Consider the following 15,915-nt stretch of genomic DNA (forward strand, 5'->3'; position numbering starts at 1 on the left):
GCGCGGACACGACAGCGCGGGTGGCACTTGGTCCTACTCCGCCCCGCGCGTACGGAGTCCGTGCAGCAGTTGGTCGACATGGCCTGCGGCCTGGGCGGGTTCGAGTGGTTGGTGGCCTACCAGCAGGCGGTACCAGAACAGGCCGAAGAGCCGGTCGGTGGCGGCCTCCACGTCTGCGGTGGACGGGAGTTCGCCGCGCTGCACGCCCCTGGCGAGGAGGGTCAGCACGACGGCGCGGCGGCTCTCCACCCATTCCCGGAACGGCTCGGCGAAGGCCGGGTCGAGCTGTGCCTCCGCCATCAGGCCGCGCAGTGTCCGGACCCGCAGCGGGTGCGCGCAGACGCCGTACAGGGCGGTGGTGAACGCGGTCAGGTCGTCGGTCAGCGAGCCGGTGTCGGGTTCGGGCATGCGCTGCTCGACCGCCGTCCGGTACGCGTCCATGACGAGGAGGGCCTTCGATTTCCACCAGCGGTAGACGGTGCTCTTGGCGACGTCGGCGCGAGCGGCGATCCGTTCGATGGTGACGGCCTGGTAGCCGAGTTCCTCGACGAGCTCGACCGCGGCGGCCAGGACGGCGTCGTGGGCCTCCTGGCTGCGGATCCGGCCGCCGGTCCGGCGGCTGTGGGTTTCTGGGGAGGACACCCCGTCACGTTAGCAGCGTGCTACTCTCAATCAAAACGCTACGGAGCGTTTTGATTGATGGGGGAGTGGAACGAGCATGGGTGAGATCGTGGTGTCGCACGGCTACGGCGCGAGCGACGACAGTGTCTGGTTCCCGTACCTGGCCGAACGGCTTGCGGCCGGCGGACACCGGGTCACCGTGCCCCGGCTGCCGGAAACCACCGCTCCGCGGCTGGAGCCCTGGCGCAAGGCGTACGGCGAGGCCGCCCTGGCCGCCGGCCCGGCCGGGTCGACGGTGCTGGTCGGGCACAGCATCGGCGGCGTGAACGTGCTGCGTTTCCTGGAGCAGCACGATCCCGAGACCCAGGGGGTGTTCGCGGGCGTGCTGCTGGTGGCGACCTCCGCGCACGAGGTCGGGTACGACGAGCTCGCCGAGTTCTTCGAAGGAGGGTTCGACTGGGAGCGGATCCGCCGCTCGGCGCTGCAGTTCCGGGTGCTCCAGGCCATGGACGACCCGGTCAATCAGCCGGACCCGACCGAGCACGTCAGGCTGCTGGTCGACGGCCTCGGCGCGACCGCGGTGGTGACGCCCACCGGAGCGCACTTCGGTGCCACCCCGGACGACCACGTCGAGGTACCGGAGGCGGTCCGGCTGGTCACCGAGCTGCTGGCGGGCTGACCGGCCCGGGGCGGGGACCAGGCAGGGGCGGCGTGCGGCATCGCACGCCGCCCCTGCCGGCTTCTGCGCGGAACGGGTCGGGGGACTACCGGGTGCTGCTGTACGGCAGCAAGGCCATCTCGCGGGCGTTCTTGATCGCCTGGGCGAGGCGGCGCTGCTGCTGTGCCGTGACGCGGGTGACGCGGCGGCTGCGGATCTTGCCGCGGTCGGAGATGAACTTCCGCAGCAGGTCGGTGTCCTTGTAGTCGATGTAGGTGATCTTCGCGGCGTCCAGCGGGTTGGGGCGGGACTTCAGCGGCTTGTGGGGGGCCTGACGGCGGGCCATGAGGGCTCCTAGGGGTGGTCGGACGGTCAGGAGACGGGGTCGAGGAGGGAGTCGAAGGCGGCCGGGAGGCTCTTCCATGCCTCCCGGCCCGCCTCGTATTCGGCGTCGGTGAGCAGGCAGGACTCGAGGAGTCGTTCGAGCCCGTGCCGGTCGAGGCCGGGTGAGGTGAAGACGAGGTGCTGGCAGCAGTCGCCGTGCTCGGGATGCCAGTCGAGCGATGCGGCCGCCCGGCGCATCGGCGGCACCAGCTCCCAGGCGGCGTCCGGCAGGGACGCCAGCCACGGGCCGGCGTTCTCCACGCACAGCGCCCCGCCCGCGGCGTCCCAGGCCAGCAGCGTGTCGGGGCGGTCGGCGAGCCAGAAGCGGCCGCGACTGCGGGCGGCGGCGCAGCACAGCTCTTCCAGGGCCTCGAAGAGCCGTTCGGGGTGGAAGGGGCGCCGGCGGTGCCAGACGAGGGTGGTGACTCCCGCCTCGTCGGCCTCCTGCGGCAGCAGGGCGCAGGCCGGGTGCTGGGCGGCGGCCGCCGTTTCCGGGTCGAAGCCGGCGAAGGCCAGCGCGGCGAGTTCGCCGGATCCGGCCGGCACCTGACGGGCGGTCGGGTGGAGCTGGGCGAGGAGGGCGCGGTCCTCGTCATCGGCCTCTTCGCTGTCGACGAGGGCGAGTACGGGGGCGTATTCGAGCTGCCGCGCCCAGGTGTCCGCGACCGTCCGCTGGTCGGAGGCGGCCGCGGCGAGGCCCGCCTCTGCCAGGTCGTCTCCGTTGGCGAGGTAGGGCAGTACGAGTGCGGGGTCGACCGCGGTGATCACGCCCGTGAGGTCGAGTACCCCGGCGCCGTGCGCGACGACGACCTCTGCCATCGCCTTGGGTTCGACGGAATCCCAGAGTTCGACGACGGCCAGCCGGGTCGTGCCGTTGCCGGCCAGCCGTTCCAGCTCGGGGACCAGGTCCTCGCGCAGCGCGCAGCAGGCGCAGTCGTTGGCCAGGGGTGCCTCGCCGCGGGACAGCTCGCCGGAGGCGTCGCGTACCAGGCGCCGCACCGTGCCCGTCGGCGCGGTGGCCAGGTCGTGGTGGAGGGCGACGCTGCCCGGCACGGCGTGCAGCAGCCGGTCCACGACCTCCTTGCGGGCGTCGGAGTGCAGCCCGCCGACGATCACGACGGGCAGGGTCACGCCTTGCTCCCGTAGCGGCGCTCGAAGCGCTCGACGCGGCCGGCCGTGTCCAGGACGCGGGCGGTGCCGGTGTAGAAGGGGTGGCTCTGCGAGGAGATCTCGACGTCGATGACGGGGTAGGTGGTGCCGTCCTCCCACTCGACGGTCTTGTCGCTGGTCGCCGTGGAGCGGGTGAGGAAGGCGAAGCCGGCGGCCTTGTCGCGGAAGACGACGGGGCCGTAGGCGGGGTGGATTCCAGGCTTCATGGGATGCGGCCTCTCGGTTGTGGGGTCCTGGTCAGCGCTCTTCGCGGAAGTCGACGTGCCGGCGGACCACCGGGTCGAACTTGCGCAGCACCATGCGGTCCGGGTCGTTGCGGCGGTTCTTGCGGGTGACGTAGGTGAAGCCGGTCCCCGCGGTGGAGCGGAGCTTGATGACCGGGCGTACTTCGTTGCGTGCCATGCCGCTACTATACGGGAATGGAAATCGTTTCCAATAACCTTCCCCTTCGGAGAGAGGCAGGCCACACGCCATGTCCGCCCACTGCCAACTGACAGGCGCCCAGCCGGGATTCGGCAACAACATCTCCCACTCTCACCGGCGCACCTCCCGCCGCTTCGACCCCAACATCCAGCGCAAGCGCTACTGGCTGCCCGGAGAGGGCCGCTACGTCCGCCTGACCCTGAGCGCGAAGGCGATCAAGACCGTCGACGTGATCGGCGTCGAGGCTGCCGTGGCGCGGATCCGCGCCCGAGGGGGGAGGGTCTGATGGCGAAGAAGAGCAAGATCGCGCAGAACGAGAAGCGCAGGGCGGTCGTCGAGCGGTACGCGGCCCGGCGCGCCGAGTTGAAGGAGGTCCTGCGGCGGCCGTCCTCGACGGATGGCGAGCGCCGCGCGGCCCTGGCGGAGCTGCGCAAGCAGCCCCGCGACGCCAGCGCGACCCGGGTCCGCAACCGCGACGCCGTCGACGGCCGCCCCCGGGGCCACCTCCGCAAGTTCGGGCTCTCCCGCGTCCGGATGCGTGAACAGGCACACGCCGGGTTCCTCCCCGGGGTCACCAAGTCCTCCTGGTAGCCCGGCGAGTCGGGTAAGGGCGCGGCGCGGGCCCACCCGAGCGCGAAGCCGGGCGGGCGGGCGCGGTGGGACCGGTACCGGGCCGGGCGGTGCCGTGGCTGCGGCCGCCGCCCGGCCCCGTCAGGGTCCCGGACCGATGGCGGGGGCGGCCGGACGCCGTCCCCGCAGCCTCGGGGCCCGGGACGAGGCTGCAATGCCGAGATCGCCGACGAGCTGTTCCTGTCGCGGCGCACCGTAGAGCACCACGTCGCCGCCGTGCTGCGCAAACTCGGCGTGGCGTACCGGTCGGAAGCCGCTCGGTACGCCCGGCGAAACGGCGTGGGTCCTCCGGTCAGCTGAATTCGGCCGCACGGTCGACGGCCCACCGCGCGAAGGTGCGGGCCGGACGGCCGGTGAGGCGCTCGATGTGGTTGGTGGTGCGGTGTGACGCCGGCCGGTGCACCGAGGCCGAGATCAGCGCTTCCACCAGCCGCTCGGGGCGCCCGTCTGCGAGCATCCGTGACCGTGCGAGGTCGGTGGTGACCGCCCGGAAGCGCAGACGGCGCCGGAGCGCGGCACCCAGGAGGGCGACCTGGTCGGTGCGGCTCAGCACCTCCGGACCGGTCAACAGGTAGGGCCCGTCGTCCGGTTGGCCGTGCTGCTCGAGCAGCACGGCTACGGCCGCGTCGGCGACGTCGCGCTCGTCGACGACGGCCGTGGGAGCCATGTCGGGGCCCGACACCACGTCGCCCGCCCGTAGCTGCTGCGCCCAGCCCCGCGCGTTGGACGCCAGTGTGTCGCTGCGCAGCACCAGGGGGCGCAGACCGGCATCGCGGAGCAGCGCTTCCATGTCGGCGTGCACCTGAACGACGGGGTCGCTCTGGCGCGCGGCTTCGTCGTCCACGGCCGTCGAGGACAGGTAGACGACACGGGGGGCCGCCGCGACGAGTTCCGCGACCAGGTCGTGGGCGGGTGCCGAATCGAGCAGGGGCCAGATCAGGAAGACGGTGTCGATGCCCACGAGCGCTGCGCGCACGGCGGCGGCGTCCGTGAGATCGCCGGTCGCCTGCCCGGCTCCGGGGTGCGGACCGGTCTGATCGCGCACGAGGCCTCGTACGGGCGCGCCGTGTGCGCGGAGGCGGTCGACGACCTCACGGCCGAGGTTGCCGGCCGCGCCGGTGACCAGGATCGACGGACGGAAAGGAGCGCCCGTGGGGCGAGGGGTATCAGGCATGATCGGGACGCTAGGGGTTCAGGCCGACATGAAGGCAAGGCGCGAGTGGTGAAGACGATCGGAGAAGCGGCCGCGGAACTGGGAGTCGAAGCCCATGTGCTGCGGCACTGGGAAGACGTCGGGGCACTCGCCGTGCCGCGCGACGGCAAGGGCTACCGCATGTACGACGACAAGGCGGTGGAACAGGCGCGCACGGTCCTGAAGCTGCGGCGCGTCGGCCTCTCGCTGCCCGAGGTCACCGCCGCCATGGCGCCGAAGAAGTCGCAGGCGCAGGCGGTCGTGAGGGCGAAGATCGCTGAACTCGAAGCCGAAGTGGAGCGGAGGCAGCAGGCGATCGCCTTCCTGCAGCACACCGCCGAGTGCCGGCACCGGTACCTCGACGAATGTTCGGATTGTGCGGCGTTCGTTCGGGAAGCCTGAGTTGACCACCTGTCGGGTGTGCTGACCCACCGGCCGCCGGGGGGTGACGGAAGTCTTACGGTGCGGTGCGGGAGGGCGCTTCGGCGGGTGGGGTTCCGTAGCCTGCCGGGCATGCGAGTACTCGTCACAGGAGGAGCCGGGTTCATCGGCTCACACGTGGTTGCCGTCCTGGCAGCCGAGGGACACACGCCCGTGGTTCTGGACGCGTTGTTGCCGAAGGCCCATCCGCACGCCCCAGAGGTGGCGGACGCCGAATTCGTGCGGGGCGACGTCCGGGACGCCCGGACGGTCGCGCGCGTGCTGCGCGGCGTGGACGCCGTGTGCCACCAGGCCGCGATGGTGGGCCTGGGGAAGGACTTCGCGGACGCGCCGGAGTACGTCGCCTGCAACGACTTGGGGACGGCGGTGCTGCTGGCCGGGATGGCCGAGGCCGGGGTGCGGCGGTTCGTGCAGGCCGGGTCCATGGTGGTCTACGGGGAGGGGCGGTACGAGTGCGCCGAGCACGGAGTGGTGCGGCCGGGGCCGCGGGCGGTCGCGGATCTGGAGGCGGGCCGGTTCGAGCCCCGCTGCCCGGGCTGCGGGGCCGAGCTCGTCCCCGGGCTGGTGGGCGAGGACGCGCCGGTGGATCCGCGGAACGTGTACGCGACGACGAAGCTCGCACAGGAGCACCTGGCAGCCGCCTGGGCACGGTCGACCGGTGGTACGGCCGTGTCGCTGCGGTACCACAACGTGTACGGGCCGGGCATGCCGCGGGACACCCCGTACGCGGGTGTCGCGTCCTTCTTCCGGTCCGCGCTGGCCCGGGGCGAGGCGCCGCGGGTGTTCGAAGACGGTGCGCAGCGGCGGGACTTCGTGCACGTACGGGACGTGGCCCGGGCGAACGCGGCCGCCCTGGCGGGTCTCGAGGGCCTGCCGGAGGGCGGCCACACGGCGTACAACGTGGGCAGCGGCGATCCGCACACCGTGGGGGAGATGGCCGCCGCGCTGGCGGCGGAGCACGGCGGCCCGGCTCCCGTGGTGACGGGGGAGTTCCGGCTGGGCGACGTGCGCCACATCACGGCGGACTCGTCGCGGCTGCGGCGGGAGCTGGGCTGGCGTCCCGAGGTGGGGTTCGCCGCGGGCATGGCCGAGTTCGCCCGGGCGGGGCAGCGGGGCTCGGTCCGCGTCGGGTAGGCCGGGTGCGGGTGCGGGTGCGGGTGCGGGCGTCGGTGCCCCGGGGCGGGTGCCGGTGTCGGCTTCGGGGTCGGTGCCCCGCGCGGGTGGCCCGTGCCCGGTGCGGGTGGCCCCGGGGTGTGGGTCAGGCGTCGGCGGCGGCGAGGGGCAGGGTGACCTCGAAGCGGCAGCCGCCGCGCACGTTGCGGACCCGTGCCCGGCCGGCGTGGGCCTCCACGATGCCCCGTACGATCGCGAGCCCCAGTCCGGCGCCGGCGGGGGGCGTGCGGGCCGGGTTGCCGCGCCAGCCCGTGTCGAAGACCTTCGGCAGGTCCTCCTCCGGGATGCCGCCGCAGCCGTCGGTGACGGACAGGACGGCGGTGTCCTCGTACCGGTCGACCCGTACGGCCACGGTGCCGTCGGCGGGGGTGTGCCGGATGGCGTTGACGAGGAGGTTGGCCAGGACCCGGGTCATCTCCTTGCCGTCCACCTCGACCGGGACGTGGGCGATGTCCTCGCCGCACAGCCGCACCCCGCGCTCGCGCGCGAGCGGGTCGGCGCCCAGGAGCGCGTCGGCCGCCAGGTCCCGGAGGGAGACGCGGCTCGGGGCCAGCTCCAGGGCCCCGGCGTGGATGCGGGAGAGCTCGAAGAGGTCGCCGACCATGGTGTCGAGGCGTTCGACCTCGGTGCGGATCTGCCGGTGGTAGCGGGCGGGTTCGGCGGCCACCCCGTCCTCCAGGGCCTCGGCCATGGCCCGCAGCCCGGCGAGCGGGGTGCGCAGGTCGTGGGAGATCCAGGCGACGAGCTCCCGGCGCGAGGCCTCCAGGGCGCGCTCGCGCTCGCGTGAGGCCGTGAGCCGGGCACTGGTGGCGGCCAGTTCACGGGTGACGGCGGCCAGTTCCGCGGTGGCCCGGGCCGGGGGCGCGGCGAAGCTGCCGCCCTCGCCGAAGTCGCGGGCCGCGCGGGCGAGGTCGCGGCCGCGGGCGACGACCCAGCGTCCGAGCAGCAGCGCGGTGGCCAGGGAGACGACGGCGGCCATGGCGACCACCAGGGTGACCACGCTCAGGTCGTGCGGGGAGAGGAACATGGCCCGCGCGACCGCGAGGGTCCCGGCGAGCATGGCGGTGACGGCGACCGCCGCGACGACGATCAGGGACACGGCGACGGACCGGTGCCGCAGCAGGCGCAGCGCGACGGCGCCGAGCAGCCCGGCGCAGGCCGCGCCCCCGAACGCGAACGCCGCGATCAGCAGGACGTCCTTCACCGGGTGCCCTCCTCCGCGTCCGCCTCGAACCGGTACCCCACGCCCCAGACGGTCTGGATGAGCCGGGGGGCGGCGGGGTCGTCCTCGATCTTGGCGCGCAGGCGGCGTACGTGGACGGTGACGGTGGACAGGTCGCCGAAGTCCCAGCCCCACACCTCCCGCATCAGCTCCTCCCGGCCGTGGACCCGGCCGGGATGGCTGAGCAGGTGCGCGAGGAGGTCGAACTCCCGCAGGGTGAGCGTGAGCTCCCGTCCGTTCCTGGAGGCCCGGCGCCGCTGCGGGTCGAGCCGGATGCCCGCGCCGGTCAGCAGCCCCGTTCCGGGGGCCGGCGGCGCCGCGGCCCGGCTGCGGCGCAGGACGGACTCGACGCGCAGGACCAGCTCGCGCGGGCTGAAGGGCTTGGTGACGTAGTCGTCCGCGCCGAGCTCCAGGCCGGCGATCCGGTCGTCCTCGTCGCCGCGGGCCGTCAGCATGATCACTGGGACGGGACGCTCGGCGCGCAGCCGCCGGCACACCTCCAGCCCGTCGATGCCGGGCAGCATGAGGTCGAGGACGACCAGGTCCGGTTCGTGCCGGGCGGCGGAGTCCAGGGCGGCGGCGCCGTCGGCGGCGTGGTGGACGTGGTGGCCGGCCCGGCGGAGGTAGCCGGTGACGACCTCCGCGACCGTGGGGTCGTCGTCGACGACGAGGACCCGGGCGGGCGGGGCGGGCGGGGGCGTGCTGGTGGCCGTGCTCATGACGGCAAGCCTCCCACCGGCGGGCCGCTGCCGTCTGCGGGGGAGTGGCCCCGGAGGGCCGACGTCCGTGTTTCGTAAGGAGTCGATGTCCGGTATGTCCCCGGGGAAATCCTACGGTGGCAGTCGTGACCGAAATCTCCGTGGACGTCGTCCTGCCCTGTCTCAACGAGGCCGAGGCCCTGCCCTGGGTGCTCGCCCGCATCCCCGCCGGCTGGCGGGCCCTGGTCGTGGACAACGGGTCCACCGACGGATCCGCCGAACTCGCCCGCTCCCTGGGCGCCACCGTCGTCGCGGAGCCGCGGCGCGGCTTCGGCGCCGCCTGCCATGCCGGACTCATGGCCGCCGAGGCCGAGTACGTCTGCTTCTGTGACTGCGACGCCTCCCTCGACCCCGGTCTGCTGGGCGGATTCGTCCGGGCGGTGGCCGCGGGCGAGGCGGACCTGGTCCTCGGCCGCCGCCGCCCCCGGGGCCGGGGCACGTGGCCCGCGCACGCCCGGGCGGGGAACCTCGTGCTCGCCCGGATGCTGCGCCGCCGCACCGGCCTGCGGCTGCACGACCTCGGCCCGCTCCGGGCGATGCGCCGGGAGGACCTGGTGGGCCTGGAGCTGACCGACCGGCGCTCCGGATACCCGCTGCAGATGGTCGTCCGGGCGGCCGACGCGGGCTGGCGGGTGCGTGAGGAGGACGTGCCGTACCTGCCGCGCAGCGGCAAGTCCAAGGTCACTGGCACCTGGCGGGGCACCTGGAACGCGGTCCGCGACATGCGTGCGGTCCTCGCCGAGCCCCCGTACGTCCCTGCCGCCGGCCGCTCCGAGCGGGCCGGCGGTGCGCGGTGACCAGCCTGCTCGTGATCGCCAAAGCGCCCGTGCCCGGCCGGGTCAAGACCCGGCTCACCCCGCCGTTCACCCCCCGGCAGGCGGCGGACCTGGCCGAGGCCGCGCTCGCCGACACCCTGGCGGCCGCGGCGGCCACCCCGGCCGGCCGGCACGTCCTGGTCCTGGACGGCGCCCCGGGGCCCTGGCTGCCGCCCGGCTTCGAGGTCGTGCCACAGGGCGGCGGGGGCCTCGACGAACGGCTCGCGGCCGCGTTCGCCGGCTGCGCCGGGCCGGCCCTGCTGATCGGCATGGACACCCCGCAGGTCACCCCGGAACTCCTGGCGCCCGCGCTGGCCTTCGACGCGTACGACGCCTGGTTCGGCCCGGCCGCCGACGGCGGGTTCTGGGCCCTGGGCCTGGCGGCGCCGGACCCGGCCCTGCTGCTCGGCGTCCCCATGTCCGTGCCCGAGACCGGGGCGGTGCAGTACCAGCGGCTGCGTGCGGCCGGCCTGCGCACCGGGCTGCTGCCGCGGCTGCGGGACGTGGACACCGCCGCCGACGCCGCCGAGGTCGCCGCCCTGGCACCGGCCGGCCGGTTCGCCGCGCTCCACCGGCGGCTCAGCGCCCGGACGGCGGTGGCGCGATGACCGCCCCCACCACCTCCCGGCCGCCCGCCACACCGGGCCGGCAATGGCGGGCCGACCCCTACAGCCTGGCCCTGCGCACCGGGCAGGGCCCCCTCTTCCTGCGGCGGACGGACGGCTGGCTGCTGCCCCTGGACGTCGAACGCTGGTGCGCCGGGGCCGACGCCGCCGACGAGAGCGTGCTGGCCCGCTGCCGCGGAAGCGTCCTCGACATCGGCTGCGGCCCCGGCCGGCTCGTCGTGGCGCTGGCCGAACGGGGCCGCCGCGCCCTCGGCATCGACGTGACCCCGGCCGCCGTGACCCGGACCGTGGGCCGCGGCGGAACGGCCCTGTGCCGCTCCGTCTTCGAGCCCCTGCCCGGCGAACGCCGCTGGGACACCGCCCTGCTGATCGACGGCAACATCGGCATCGGCGGAGATCCCGCCGCCCTCCTGCGGCGCACCGCCGGCCTGATCGGCCCCGGTGGCCGCCTGGTCGCCGAGGCCGCGCCCGTCGACGTCGACGAGCGGTGCGAGGTGCGCCTCGACGACGGCCGCGGCACGCTCGGCGCCCCCTTCCCGTGGGCCCGGGTCGGCCGCCGGGCCCTGCTGAGCCACGCCGAGGCCACCGGCTGGCGCACTGCCGGCAGCTGGACGGTGGCCGGCCGGCACTTCGCCGAACTCGTCCCCGGGACACCGCGCGGCCCCGAGGCCGGCACCGCCCTGCGGGCCGCGCCGTGACCCGGCCCGCCGCCGGTCCCGTACGGGCCGCCGCGACCGCGACCGCCGCCACCGCCGTCCTCGTCACCGCCCTGGTCGCCGTGCTCGTCCTCACCGTGCGCAAGGACGGCTACTTCGCCGACCCGGCCGGCCTGTCCTGGCTGTACGCCGCCTGCTGGGCCCTGTTCGCGGCGGCGGTGTGGTCCCTGCGCCGGGTACCCGCCCGGCACGCCGCAGCCCTCGTCCTCGCCGGCGGTGTCGCCGTCGCCCTGACGGGACTGGCCGCCCCACCCCGCACCAGCACCGACTCGTACCGGTACGCCTGGGACGGCCGCGTGCAGGCGGCGGGCATCTCCCCCTACGACCACGCCCCGGCCGACCCCGCCCTCCTGCCGTACCGCGACGGATGGCTCTTCCCGACGGGGGAGGCGTGTGGCAGGCCGGACCTGGCCGCCGTGTCCGAGGGCGTCTGCACGCGCATCAACCGCCCCCGCGTCCACACCATCTACCCTCCGGCCGGCGAGCTGTACTTCCTCCTCGTCCACGCCCTCTCGCCCGACGGAGTCCGCCACAAGGCCTTCCAGGTCGGCGGCGCCGTACTGGCCCTCGCCACCACGCTGTCGCTGCTGCGCATCCTCCGCCGGCGCGGTGACCCCAGGACCGCGGCCTACTGGGCCTGGTGCCCCGCCGTCGCCGTCGAAGCCGTCAACAACGCCCACGCGGACGTCCTCGCCGTCCTGCTGTCCGTCCTCGCCCTGGGCCTGACGGTGCGCCACCGGGCCTGGGGCGGCGCCCTGCTCGGCCTGGCCACCGCGGCCAAACTCCTGCCCGCCGTCCTGCTCCCCGGCGCCCTGTCGGGCGTACGCCGCGCCCGTGACGCCGCCGCCGTCCTGCTCCCCGCCGCCGCCGTCCTCGTCGCCCTCTACCTGCCGTACGTCCTGCTCTCCCACTCCTCCGTCCTCGGCTACCTCGCCGGGTACGCCGACGAGGAGGGCTACCAGGACGCCTCCGCCGGCGACCGCTACGCCCTCCTGCGCCTGCTCCTCCCCGACTCCTGGGCCGTGCCCGCCGTCGTCGCGGGCATGCTCGCCGTCAGCCTGTACGTGATCCGGCGGGGCGACCCGCAGCGCCCGTGGAGCGGTGCCCTCCTGGTCAGCGGGACCGCGTTCCTCCTGACCACGCCCGGCTACTCCTGGTACGCCCTCCTCCTGATCGCCCTGGTGGCGCTCGACGGCCGCTGGGAATGGCTCGGCGTCGCGGTCGCGGGCGCGGCCGCCTACCTGACGGGCCGGGTCGTCCCGCACGCCGGCACGGCCGCCTACGCCGCCGCCGCGCTGGCCGTCGCGTGCGGCTGGGCGGCGCGCCGGCGAGCCCGCGGCCGGCGCGCCGCCCCGCACCGTACGGCCGGACCGGACACGCTCCCCTCGGCGGGGAGGGCCACGTGAACCCACGCATGCAGCATCCACATCCACGGAGGCACCCCATGAACGCGAACGGAGGCCGTCCGGCCGCACCCGGCGGTCCGGCGCGGGCGGGAACGGAACCCGGCGACGGCAGCATGGCGGGCCTCGCCCGGCTGCGGTCGGCCCTGGGCGCCCGGTGGGCGGCCGGCCCGCCACGGGGCCCGTCCCGCCCGGAGTTCTGGCGCAGCCCGCTGCGCGGCCCGTGGCTGACGGCGGTGTTCGGGATCGTCCTGCTCTTCGGCATCACGATCGTCTTCGTCACCGGCCTGGTCTCGTACGCCGCGTACGAGCCCGACCTGGCGGCGGTCAACGACCAGACCCCCGGCAAGGGATGGCTGGGCTTCTACCTCTTCTCCTGGCCGACCTCCCCGTACTGGCTCTACCGCGTCACCCAGGGCGTGCACGTCACGCTCGGCGTCGTGCTCGTGCCCGTGCTCCTGGCCAAGCTGTGGTCGGTGATCCCGAAGCTCTTCGCCTGGCCCCCGGTGAGCTCGGGCGCCCAGGTCCTGGAGCGGCTCTCCCTCCTCCTGCTGGTGGGGGGCGCCGGGTTCGAGTTCGCCACCGGCATCCTCAACACACAGCTGCACTACATCTTCCCGGGCTCCTTCTACACGCTGCACTTCTACGGGGCCTGGGTCTTCATCGGCGCCTTCGCGGTCCATGTGGTCTTCCGGCTGGGACGGGCCGTGCGGGCCCTGCGCGCCGGGCCGCGGCAACCGGCCCCGGACAGCGAGGAGGCGGCCGGGCTGGTCTCGCCCCGCCCGGCCGCTCCCACGATCTCCCGGCGGGGCGCGCTGGGCATGGTGGGGCTCGGCTCCCTCGCGCTGCTCGTGGTGACCGCGGGGCAGAGCGTGGGCGGCTGGTTCCGCCGGACGGCCCTCCTGGCGCCGCACGGCCAGGACCCGGGCTCCGGCCCGAACGGCTTCCAGATCAACAAGACCGCCGCCTCCGTCGGCATCCGCCCCAGCGACACCGGTCCGGCCTGGCGGCTGACCGTGCGCGGCGGGCGCCGCCAGATCGACCTCACCTACGCCCAGCTGCTCGGCCTGCCGCAGCACGAAGCGCTGCTGCCCATCGCCTGCGTGGAGGGCTGGTCGACCGCCGACCAGCACTGGAGCGGGGTCCGCCTCACCGACCTGGCCGCGCTCGTGGGCCTGGGCACGCACGCGCCACAGCTCCTGGTCCAGTCCGTCCAGCGGGGCGGGTCGTTCAGCTCGGTCGTGCTGAGCGCCGACCAGGTCCGGGACGCGCGTTCGCTGCTGGCCGTTCGGGTCAACGGGGCGGTCCTGTCCGCCGACCACGGCTATCCGGCCCGGGTGATCGTCCCCGGGGCACCCGGTGTCCACAACACCAAGTGGGTCACCCGCCTCACCTTCGGAGAACCGTCATGAGGGCGCCCACCGCCGACACCGCCCCGGCCGGCTTCCGGCACCGCTACGGCTCCTCCCCGCTCCACCTGCTCCTCGTGCTCGCGTCCTTCGCCCTGGCCTGCTACGCCGGTCTGCGCCTGCTCGAAGGGGACGCCCTCGGCGTGGCCGTGTGGTTCGTGGGAGCCGCGCTCCTGCACGACCTCGTCCTCCTGCCGCTGTACGCGGTCGCGGACCTGGCCCTCCAGCGGCTCCTCGCGCCCGGTGAAGGGGAGGGGGCGCGCATGCGGCGGGCCGGCGTCAACCACGTCCGGGTGCCCGCCTTCGTCTCCGGCGTCCTGCTGCTCGTCTACTGGCCGCTGGTACTGGGGCAGGTCGGCCACTTCACGAGCAGCACCGGCCTGCCGGCCGACGTGTTCCTGGGGCGGTGGCTGCTGATCACCGCCTGCCTGTTCGCCGCCTCGGCAGCCGTCCTCGCCGTGCGCCTGTGGAACGCGGGCGGTGAGGCGCGCAAGGCCCGGGCCCGGGCCCGCAGGGCGCGGAAGGCCGGTCCGCCGCCGCCGGGCGGGGCCGGCTGAGGGGGTTCAGGCCGGCCGCTCAGCCGGCGCGCAGTTTCGACGCGTGGCCGAAGCCGAGTGCCGCCGTGAACGGGTGGATCAGGCCGGCGTCGGCGGCTTCCAGGGGGAAGAGGGGGAGGACGCCGGCGGGCCGGGTCCTGGCGCGCAGGAGTCCGGCCCGGTAGAACGCGGCCGTCCAGCGGCCGTCCTCGGAGTGCCATGCCTCGGAGAGTCCCGGCAGGGAACCGGCCTTGTGGGGAAGCCCGGCGAGGGCGGCGAACTGCCGGGCCGGCGGGGTGTCGCCCATCGTGTGGTCGCAGTGGTACAGGCGCATGCGGCGGTCGTTCCCGTCGGCGAACCACCGCAGGAGCTGACGCTCGTAGTCGGCGGCCTTGATGCCCGTGGCTTCGGCCTTCAGCTCCAGGTCGAGGTCCCACCATTCGCGCCACACCGCGTCGAACGCCGCCGCGTCGCCGCCGAAGAGGTGGCGCGGGAAGTGGTGGGGGAGGGAGATCTCCTTCCGTGTCAGGAGCGGGAAGATCCCCATGATCGCGCTGCTGAACCCGCAGACGGTGACGCTGCCCAGGGCCGGCGGGGGCGTGGGCACCGAGCCGGCGCGGCGCGCGGTGGGCAGCGGGGGCAGCAGGCCGACCGGTGCGGTGCTGCCCTGCCAGCGGCTGAAATCGGTGCCGGAACCGCCGTACCCGAAGCGGTGCAGGAAGCGCACCACCTCCAGCAGGAGACGGTGGGTCCCCTCCTGGGAGTTGAACGGTTGCCAGGCGAACCTCTCGTTGTCCTTGCCCGGCGGCAGCGCGGGCAGGATGGGAACGACGACCACCGCCGGACGGCCCGAAACGTGCTGCGCCTGGACCAGATTGAGGTCCCGCAGCAGGTGCCGGTAGCCCACGACGACGTACGGCTGGTCGGCCGTGGTGTCCCTCTTGACGCTGTACGGGTAGTTGCTGCGGAAGGGGTAGGCGGAGAGCGGATAGCCGCGCGTCGCGGTGGAGGGCGTGAAGTAGCAGACCACGTCGATGCCGTCGGCCGGGACCGGGGCCGAAGGCCGCTTCGGCGCCCAGACGGCGACCAGGAAGCGCGGCTGCGGCGGGTGCGCGTCGTCGTTGCCGCCGTACTCCAGCCAGAGGAAACCCCCGGTGTCCGCCAGTGCCACCACCTGGTCGGTGGTGCGAAACCGGTCCCAGCCCTCCTGCTCGGCGCGGGCCGGCGCCGCGTCGGTGAGCGTGCGGACGCTCACCTTCTCCAGCCACAGCGGCGTGGCGGGCGGGGCCGGCGTGTTCAGCACCGCGTACCTCCTCGGCTGCCCCGTCGCCTCCCGGAAGAAGACCCCCGGCTGGTCACCGTGCACCTGGGTGCCGGTGTACGGCGGCGGGGTCACCGGTGACTGGCGGATGCGGCCCAGCTCCATCGTGAGCCGCAGGTCGTCCCCGTCACGGGTCACCGTGACTCCCCGGTTGTCCCAGTACACGGGCGCGTCGGGGCTGCGGGTGAGGGTGACCGACTCCGGCGCGTAGTCGGGGTGGGCGACGTCGAGGTCGATACGGCTCCACTCCTGCGCGGGGACCGCACGGGTGACGGGGCCGTCCAGCGGGAGGCTGATGTGCTGGGTCACCGGTCCCTGCGCATCGGTCCACGTCAGCTTCACCTCGGCCACCGTCCCGGCCTGCGGCGGTCGGCCGAGGACGTCGGCCACGGCGAAGGTGAGACGGGTCGTCGCCAT

The 15,915-nt window shown here is 74.6% G+C and carries 21 protein-coding genes; 12 read left to right on the forward strand and 9 right to left on the reverse strand.

Annotation, left to right across the window (positions count from 1 at the left end; genetic code table 11):
- Nucleotides 1-33: 33 nt before the first annotated feature.
- Entirely contained in the window at nt 34-642 is a 609-nt protein-coding gene (locus tag BX286_RS30535; protein ID WP_261993552.1) for a TetR/AcrR family transcriptional regulator, read from the reverse strand.
- Between the two features lie 76 nt (nt 643-718).
- Between BX286_RS30535 and BX286_RS30540 the strand changes: the two genes are divergently transcribed.
- Nucleotides 719-1,300 (forward strand): alpha/beta hydrolase, encoded by a 582-nt coding sequence (locus BX286_RS30540; RefSeq protein WP_100862404.1) that lies wholly within the window; start codon nt 719-721, stop codon nt 1,298-1,300.
- 85 nt (nt 1,301-1,385) lie between these two features.
- Here BX286_RS30540 and rpsR read toward each other — a convergent pair whose 3' ends face one another.
- Genes rpsR through rpmG form a run of 4 tightly spaced genes read right to left on the reverse strand, consistent with a single transcriptional unit; the run spans nt 1,386 to nt 3,235 of the window.
- A complete protein-coding gene (gene rpsR, locus BX286_RS30545; protein ID WP_079430713.1) occupies nt 1,386-1,625 on the reverse strand; it encodes a 30S ribosomal protein S18 in 240 nt (79 codons plus the stop codon).
- 26 nt (nt 1,626-1,651) lie between these two features.
- Nucleotides 1,652-2,794 carry a GTP-binding protein gene (locus BX286_RS30550; protein ID WP_079430714.1) on the reverse strand — a complete coding sequence of 381 codons (1,143 nt, stop codon included), beginning with the start codon at nt 2,792-2,794 and terminating at the stop codon, nt 1,652-1,654.
- Nucleotides 2,791-3,039: a type B 50S ribosomal protein L31 gene (locus BX286_RS30555; RefSeq protein WP_079430715.1), complete on the reverse strand. Its 249-nt coding sequence runs from the start codon at nt 3,037-3,039 to the stop codon at nt 2,791-2,793. The genes BX286_RS30550 and BX286_RS30555 overlap by 4 nt, the downstream gene beginning before the upstream one ends.
- A gap of 31 nt (nt 3,040-3,070) precedes the next feature.
- Nucleotides 3,071-3,235 (reverse strand): 50S ribosomal protein L33, encoded by a 165-nt coding sequence (gene rpmG / locus BX286_RS30560; RefSeq protein ID WP_079430716.1) that lies wholly within the window; start codon nt 3,233-3,235, stop codon nt 3,071-3,073.
- Between the two features lie 70 nt (nt 3,236-3,305).
- On the opposite strand from rpmG, the gene rpmB reads away from it, so the two are divergent.
- From rpmB to BX286_RS30575, 3 genes are all read left to right on the forward strand, one after another.
- Nucleotides 3,306-3,542 carry a 50S ribosomal protein L28 gene (gene rpmB / locus BX286_RS30565; RefSeq protein WP_079430717.1) on the forward strand — a complete coding sequence of 79 codons (237 nt, stop codon included), beginning with the start codon at nt 3,306-3,308 and terminating at the stop codon, nt 3,540-3,542.
- Entirely contained in the window at nt 3,542-3,847 is a 306-nt protein-coding gene (gene rpsN / locus BX286_RS30570) for a 30S ribosomal protein S14 (RefSeq protein WP_100862403.1), read from the forward strand. The genes rpmB and rpsN overlap by 1 nt, the downstream gene beginning before the upstream one ends.
- 201 nt (nt 3,848-4,048) lie before the next feature.
- The gene (locus tag BX286_RS30575; protein ID WP_100862402.1) at nt 4,049-4,186 is read left to right on the forward strand and encodes a LuxR C-terminal-related transcriptional regulator; all 138 of its coding nucleotides are present in this window, start codon (nt 4,049-4,051) and stop codon (nt 4,184-4,186) included.
- On the opposite strand, the gene BX286_RS30580 is transcribed toward BX286_RS30575, so the two are convergent.
- Nucleotides 4,179-5,060, reverse strand: a complete 882-nt coding sequence (locus tag BX286_RS30580) for an SDR family oxidoreductase (RefSeq protein WP_100862401.1) — start codon at nt 5,058-5,060, stop codon at nt 4,179-4,181. The two genes, BX286_RS30575 and BX286_RS30580, sit on opposite strands and share 8 nt — an antisense overlap.
- A 48-nt stretch (nt 5,061-5,108) precedes the next feature.
- Here BX286_RS30580 and BX286_RS30585 point away from each other — a divergent pair, with 48 nt between their 5' ends.
- Nucleotides 5,109-5,480, forward strand: a complete 372-nt coding sequence (locus BX286_RS30585) for a MerR family transcriptional regulator (protein WP_261993553.1) — start codon at nt 5,109-5,111, stop codon at nt 5,478-5,480.
- A 111-nt stretch (nt 5,481-5,591) separates the two neighbouring features.
- Nucleotides 5,592-6,653 (forward strand): NAD(P)-dependent oxidoreductase, encoded by a 1,062-nt coding sequence (locus BX286_RS30590; protein WP_121017775.1) that lies wholly within the window; start codon nt 5,592-5,594, stop codon nt 6,651-6,653.
- Between the two features lie 124 nt (nt 6,654-6,777).
- Here BX286_RS30590 and BX286_RS30595 read toward each other — a convergent pair whose 3' ends face one another.
- Both BX286_RS30595 and BX286_RS30600 read right to left on the reverse strand, forming a co-directional pair.
- Nucleotides 6,778-7,896: a sensor histidine kinase KdpD gene (locus BX286_RS30595; RefSeq protein WP_079430722.1), complete on the reverse strand. Its 1,119-nt coding sequence runs from the start codon at nt 7,894-7,896 to the stop codon at nt 6,778-6,780.
- Nucleotides 7,893-8,633, reverse strand: coding sequence for a response regulator transcription factor (locus BX286_RS30600; RefSeq protein WP_100862399.1), 741 nt, complete (start codon nt 8,631-8,633; stop codon nt 7,893-7,895). The genes BX286_RS30595 and BX286_RS30600 overlap by 4 nt, the downstream gene beginning before the upstream one ends.
- 125 nt (nt 8,634-8,758) lie before the next feature.
- Between BX286_RS30600 and BX286_RS30605 the strand changes: the two genes are divergently transcribed.
- The 6 genes from BX286_RS30605 to BX286_RS30630 all read left to right on the forward strand — a co-directional run bounded on the left by BX286_RS30605 (nt 8,759) and on the right by BX286_RS30630 (nt 14,198).
- Entirely contained in the window at nt 8,759-9,469 is a 711-nt protein-coding gene (locus BX286_RS30605) for a glycosyltransferase family 2 protein (RefSeq protein WP_398898837.1), read from the forward strand.
- A 206-nt stretch (nt 9,470-9,675) separates the two neighbouring features.
- A complete protein-coding gene (locus BX286_RS30610) occupies nt 9,676-10,095 on the forward strand; it encodes a DUF2064 domain-containing protein (protein WP_398898907.1) in 420 nt (139 codons plus the stop codon).
- Nucleotides 10,092-10,811, forward strand: coding sequence for a bifunctional 2-polyprenyl-6-hydroxyphenol methylase/3-demethylubiquinol 3-O-methyltransferase UbiG (locus BX286_RS30615; protein WP_079430726.1), 720 nt, complete (start codon nt 10,092-10,094; stop codon nt 10,809-10,811). Before BX286_RS30610 ends, BX286_RS30615 begins: the two co-directional genes overlap by 4 nt.
- Nucleotides 10,808-12,235: a glycosyltransferase 87 family protein gene (locus BX286_RS30620; protein ID WP_121016928.1), complete on the forward strand. Its 1,428-nt coding sequence runs from the start codon at nt 10,808-10,810 to the stop codon at nt 12,233-12,235. The genes BX286_RS30615 and BX286_RS30620 overlap by 4 nt, the downstream gene beginning before the upstream one ends.
- A gap of 113 nt (nt 12,236-12,348) precedes the next feature.
- On the forward strand, nt 12,349-13,644 hold the full coding sequence (locus tag BX286_RS30625; protein WP_208949851.1) for a molybdopterin-dependent oxidoreductase: 1,296 nt from the start codon (nt 12,349-12,351) through the stop codon (nt 13,642-13,644).
- Nucleotides 13,641-14,198 (forward strand): hypothetical protein, encoded by a 558-nt coding sequence (locus BX286_RS30630; protein WP_079430729.1) that lies wholly within the window; start codon nt 13,641-13,643, stop codon nt 14,196-14,198. The genes BX286_RS30625 and BX286_RS30630 overlap by 4 nt, the downstream gene beginning before the upstream one ends.
- 19 nt (nt 14,199-14,217) lie before the next feature.
- Here the strand turns inward: BX286_RS30630 and BX286_RS30635 are convergent, their stop codons facing one another.
- Nucleotides 14,218-15,915, reverse strand: coding sequence for a hypothetical protein (locus tag BX286_RS30635; RefSeq protein ID WP_121016930.1), 1,698 nt, complete (start codon nt 15,913-15,915; stop codon nt 14,218-14,220).

It is taken from the genome of Streptomyces sp. 3211.6, from assembly GCF_003634815.1.
Lineage (GTDB): Bacteria > Actinomycetota > Actinomycetes > Streptomycetales > Streptomycetaceae > Streptomyces > Streptomyces katrae_A.

Bases quoted from the DNA above. Each gene is read 5' to 3' on its own strand.
- BX286_RS30540 (WP_100862404.1), top strand. From the start codon at position 719: ATGGGTGAGATCGTGGTGTCGCACGGCTACGGCGCGAGCGACGACAGT.
- rpsR (WP_079430713.1), bottom strand. From the start codon at position 1,625: ATGGCCCGCCGTCAGGCCCCCCACAAGCCGCTGAAGTCCCGCCCCAAC.
- BX286_RS30555 (WP_079430715.1), bottom strand. From the start codon at position 3,039: ATGAAGCCTGGAATCCACCCCGCCTACGGCCCCGTCGTCTTCCGCGAC.
- rpmG (WP_079430716.1), bottom strand. From the start codon at position 3,235: ATGGCACGCAACGAAGTACGCCCGGTCATCAAGCTCCGCTCCACCGCG.
- rpmB (WP_079430717.1), top strand. From the start codon at position 3,306: ATGTCCGCCCACTGCCAACTGACAGGCGCCCAGCCGGGATTCGGCAAC.
- rpsN (WP_100862403.1), top strand. From the start codon at position 3,542: ATGGCGAAGAAGAGCAAGATCGCGCAGAACGAGAAGCGCAGGGCGGTC.
- BX286_RS30580 (WP_100862401.1), bottom strand. From the start codon at position 5,060: ATGCCTGATACCCCTCGCCCCACGGGCGCTCCTTTCCGTCCGTCGATC.
- BX286_RS30590 (WP_121017775.1), top strand. From the start codon at position 5,592: ATGCGAGTACTCGTCACAGGAGGAGCCGGGTTCATCGGCTCACACGTG.
- BX286_RS30600 (WP_100862399.1), bottom strand. From the start codon at position 8,633: ATGAGCACGGCCACCAGCACGCCCCCGCCCGCCCCGCCCGCCCGGGTC.
- BX286_RS30615 (WP_079430726.1), top strand. From the start codon at position 10,092: ATGACCGCCCCCACCACCTCCCGGCCGCCCGCCACACCGGGCCGGCAA.
- BX286_RS30625 (WP_208949851.1), top strand. From the start codon at position 12,349: ATGGCGGGCCTCGCCCGGCTGCGGTCGGCCCTGGGCGCCCGGTGGGCG.
- BX286_RS30630 (WP_079430729.1), top strand. From the start codon at position 13,641: ATGAGGGCGCCCACCGCCGACACCGCCCCGGCCGGCTTCCGGCACCGC.
- BX286_RS30635 (WP_121016930.1), bottom strand. From the start codon at position 15,915: ATGGCGACGACCCGTCTCACCTTCGCCGTGGCCGACGTCCTCGGCCGA.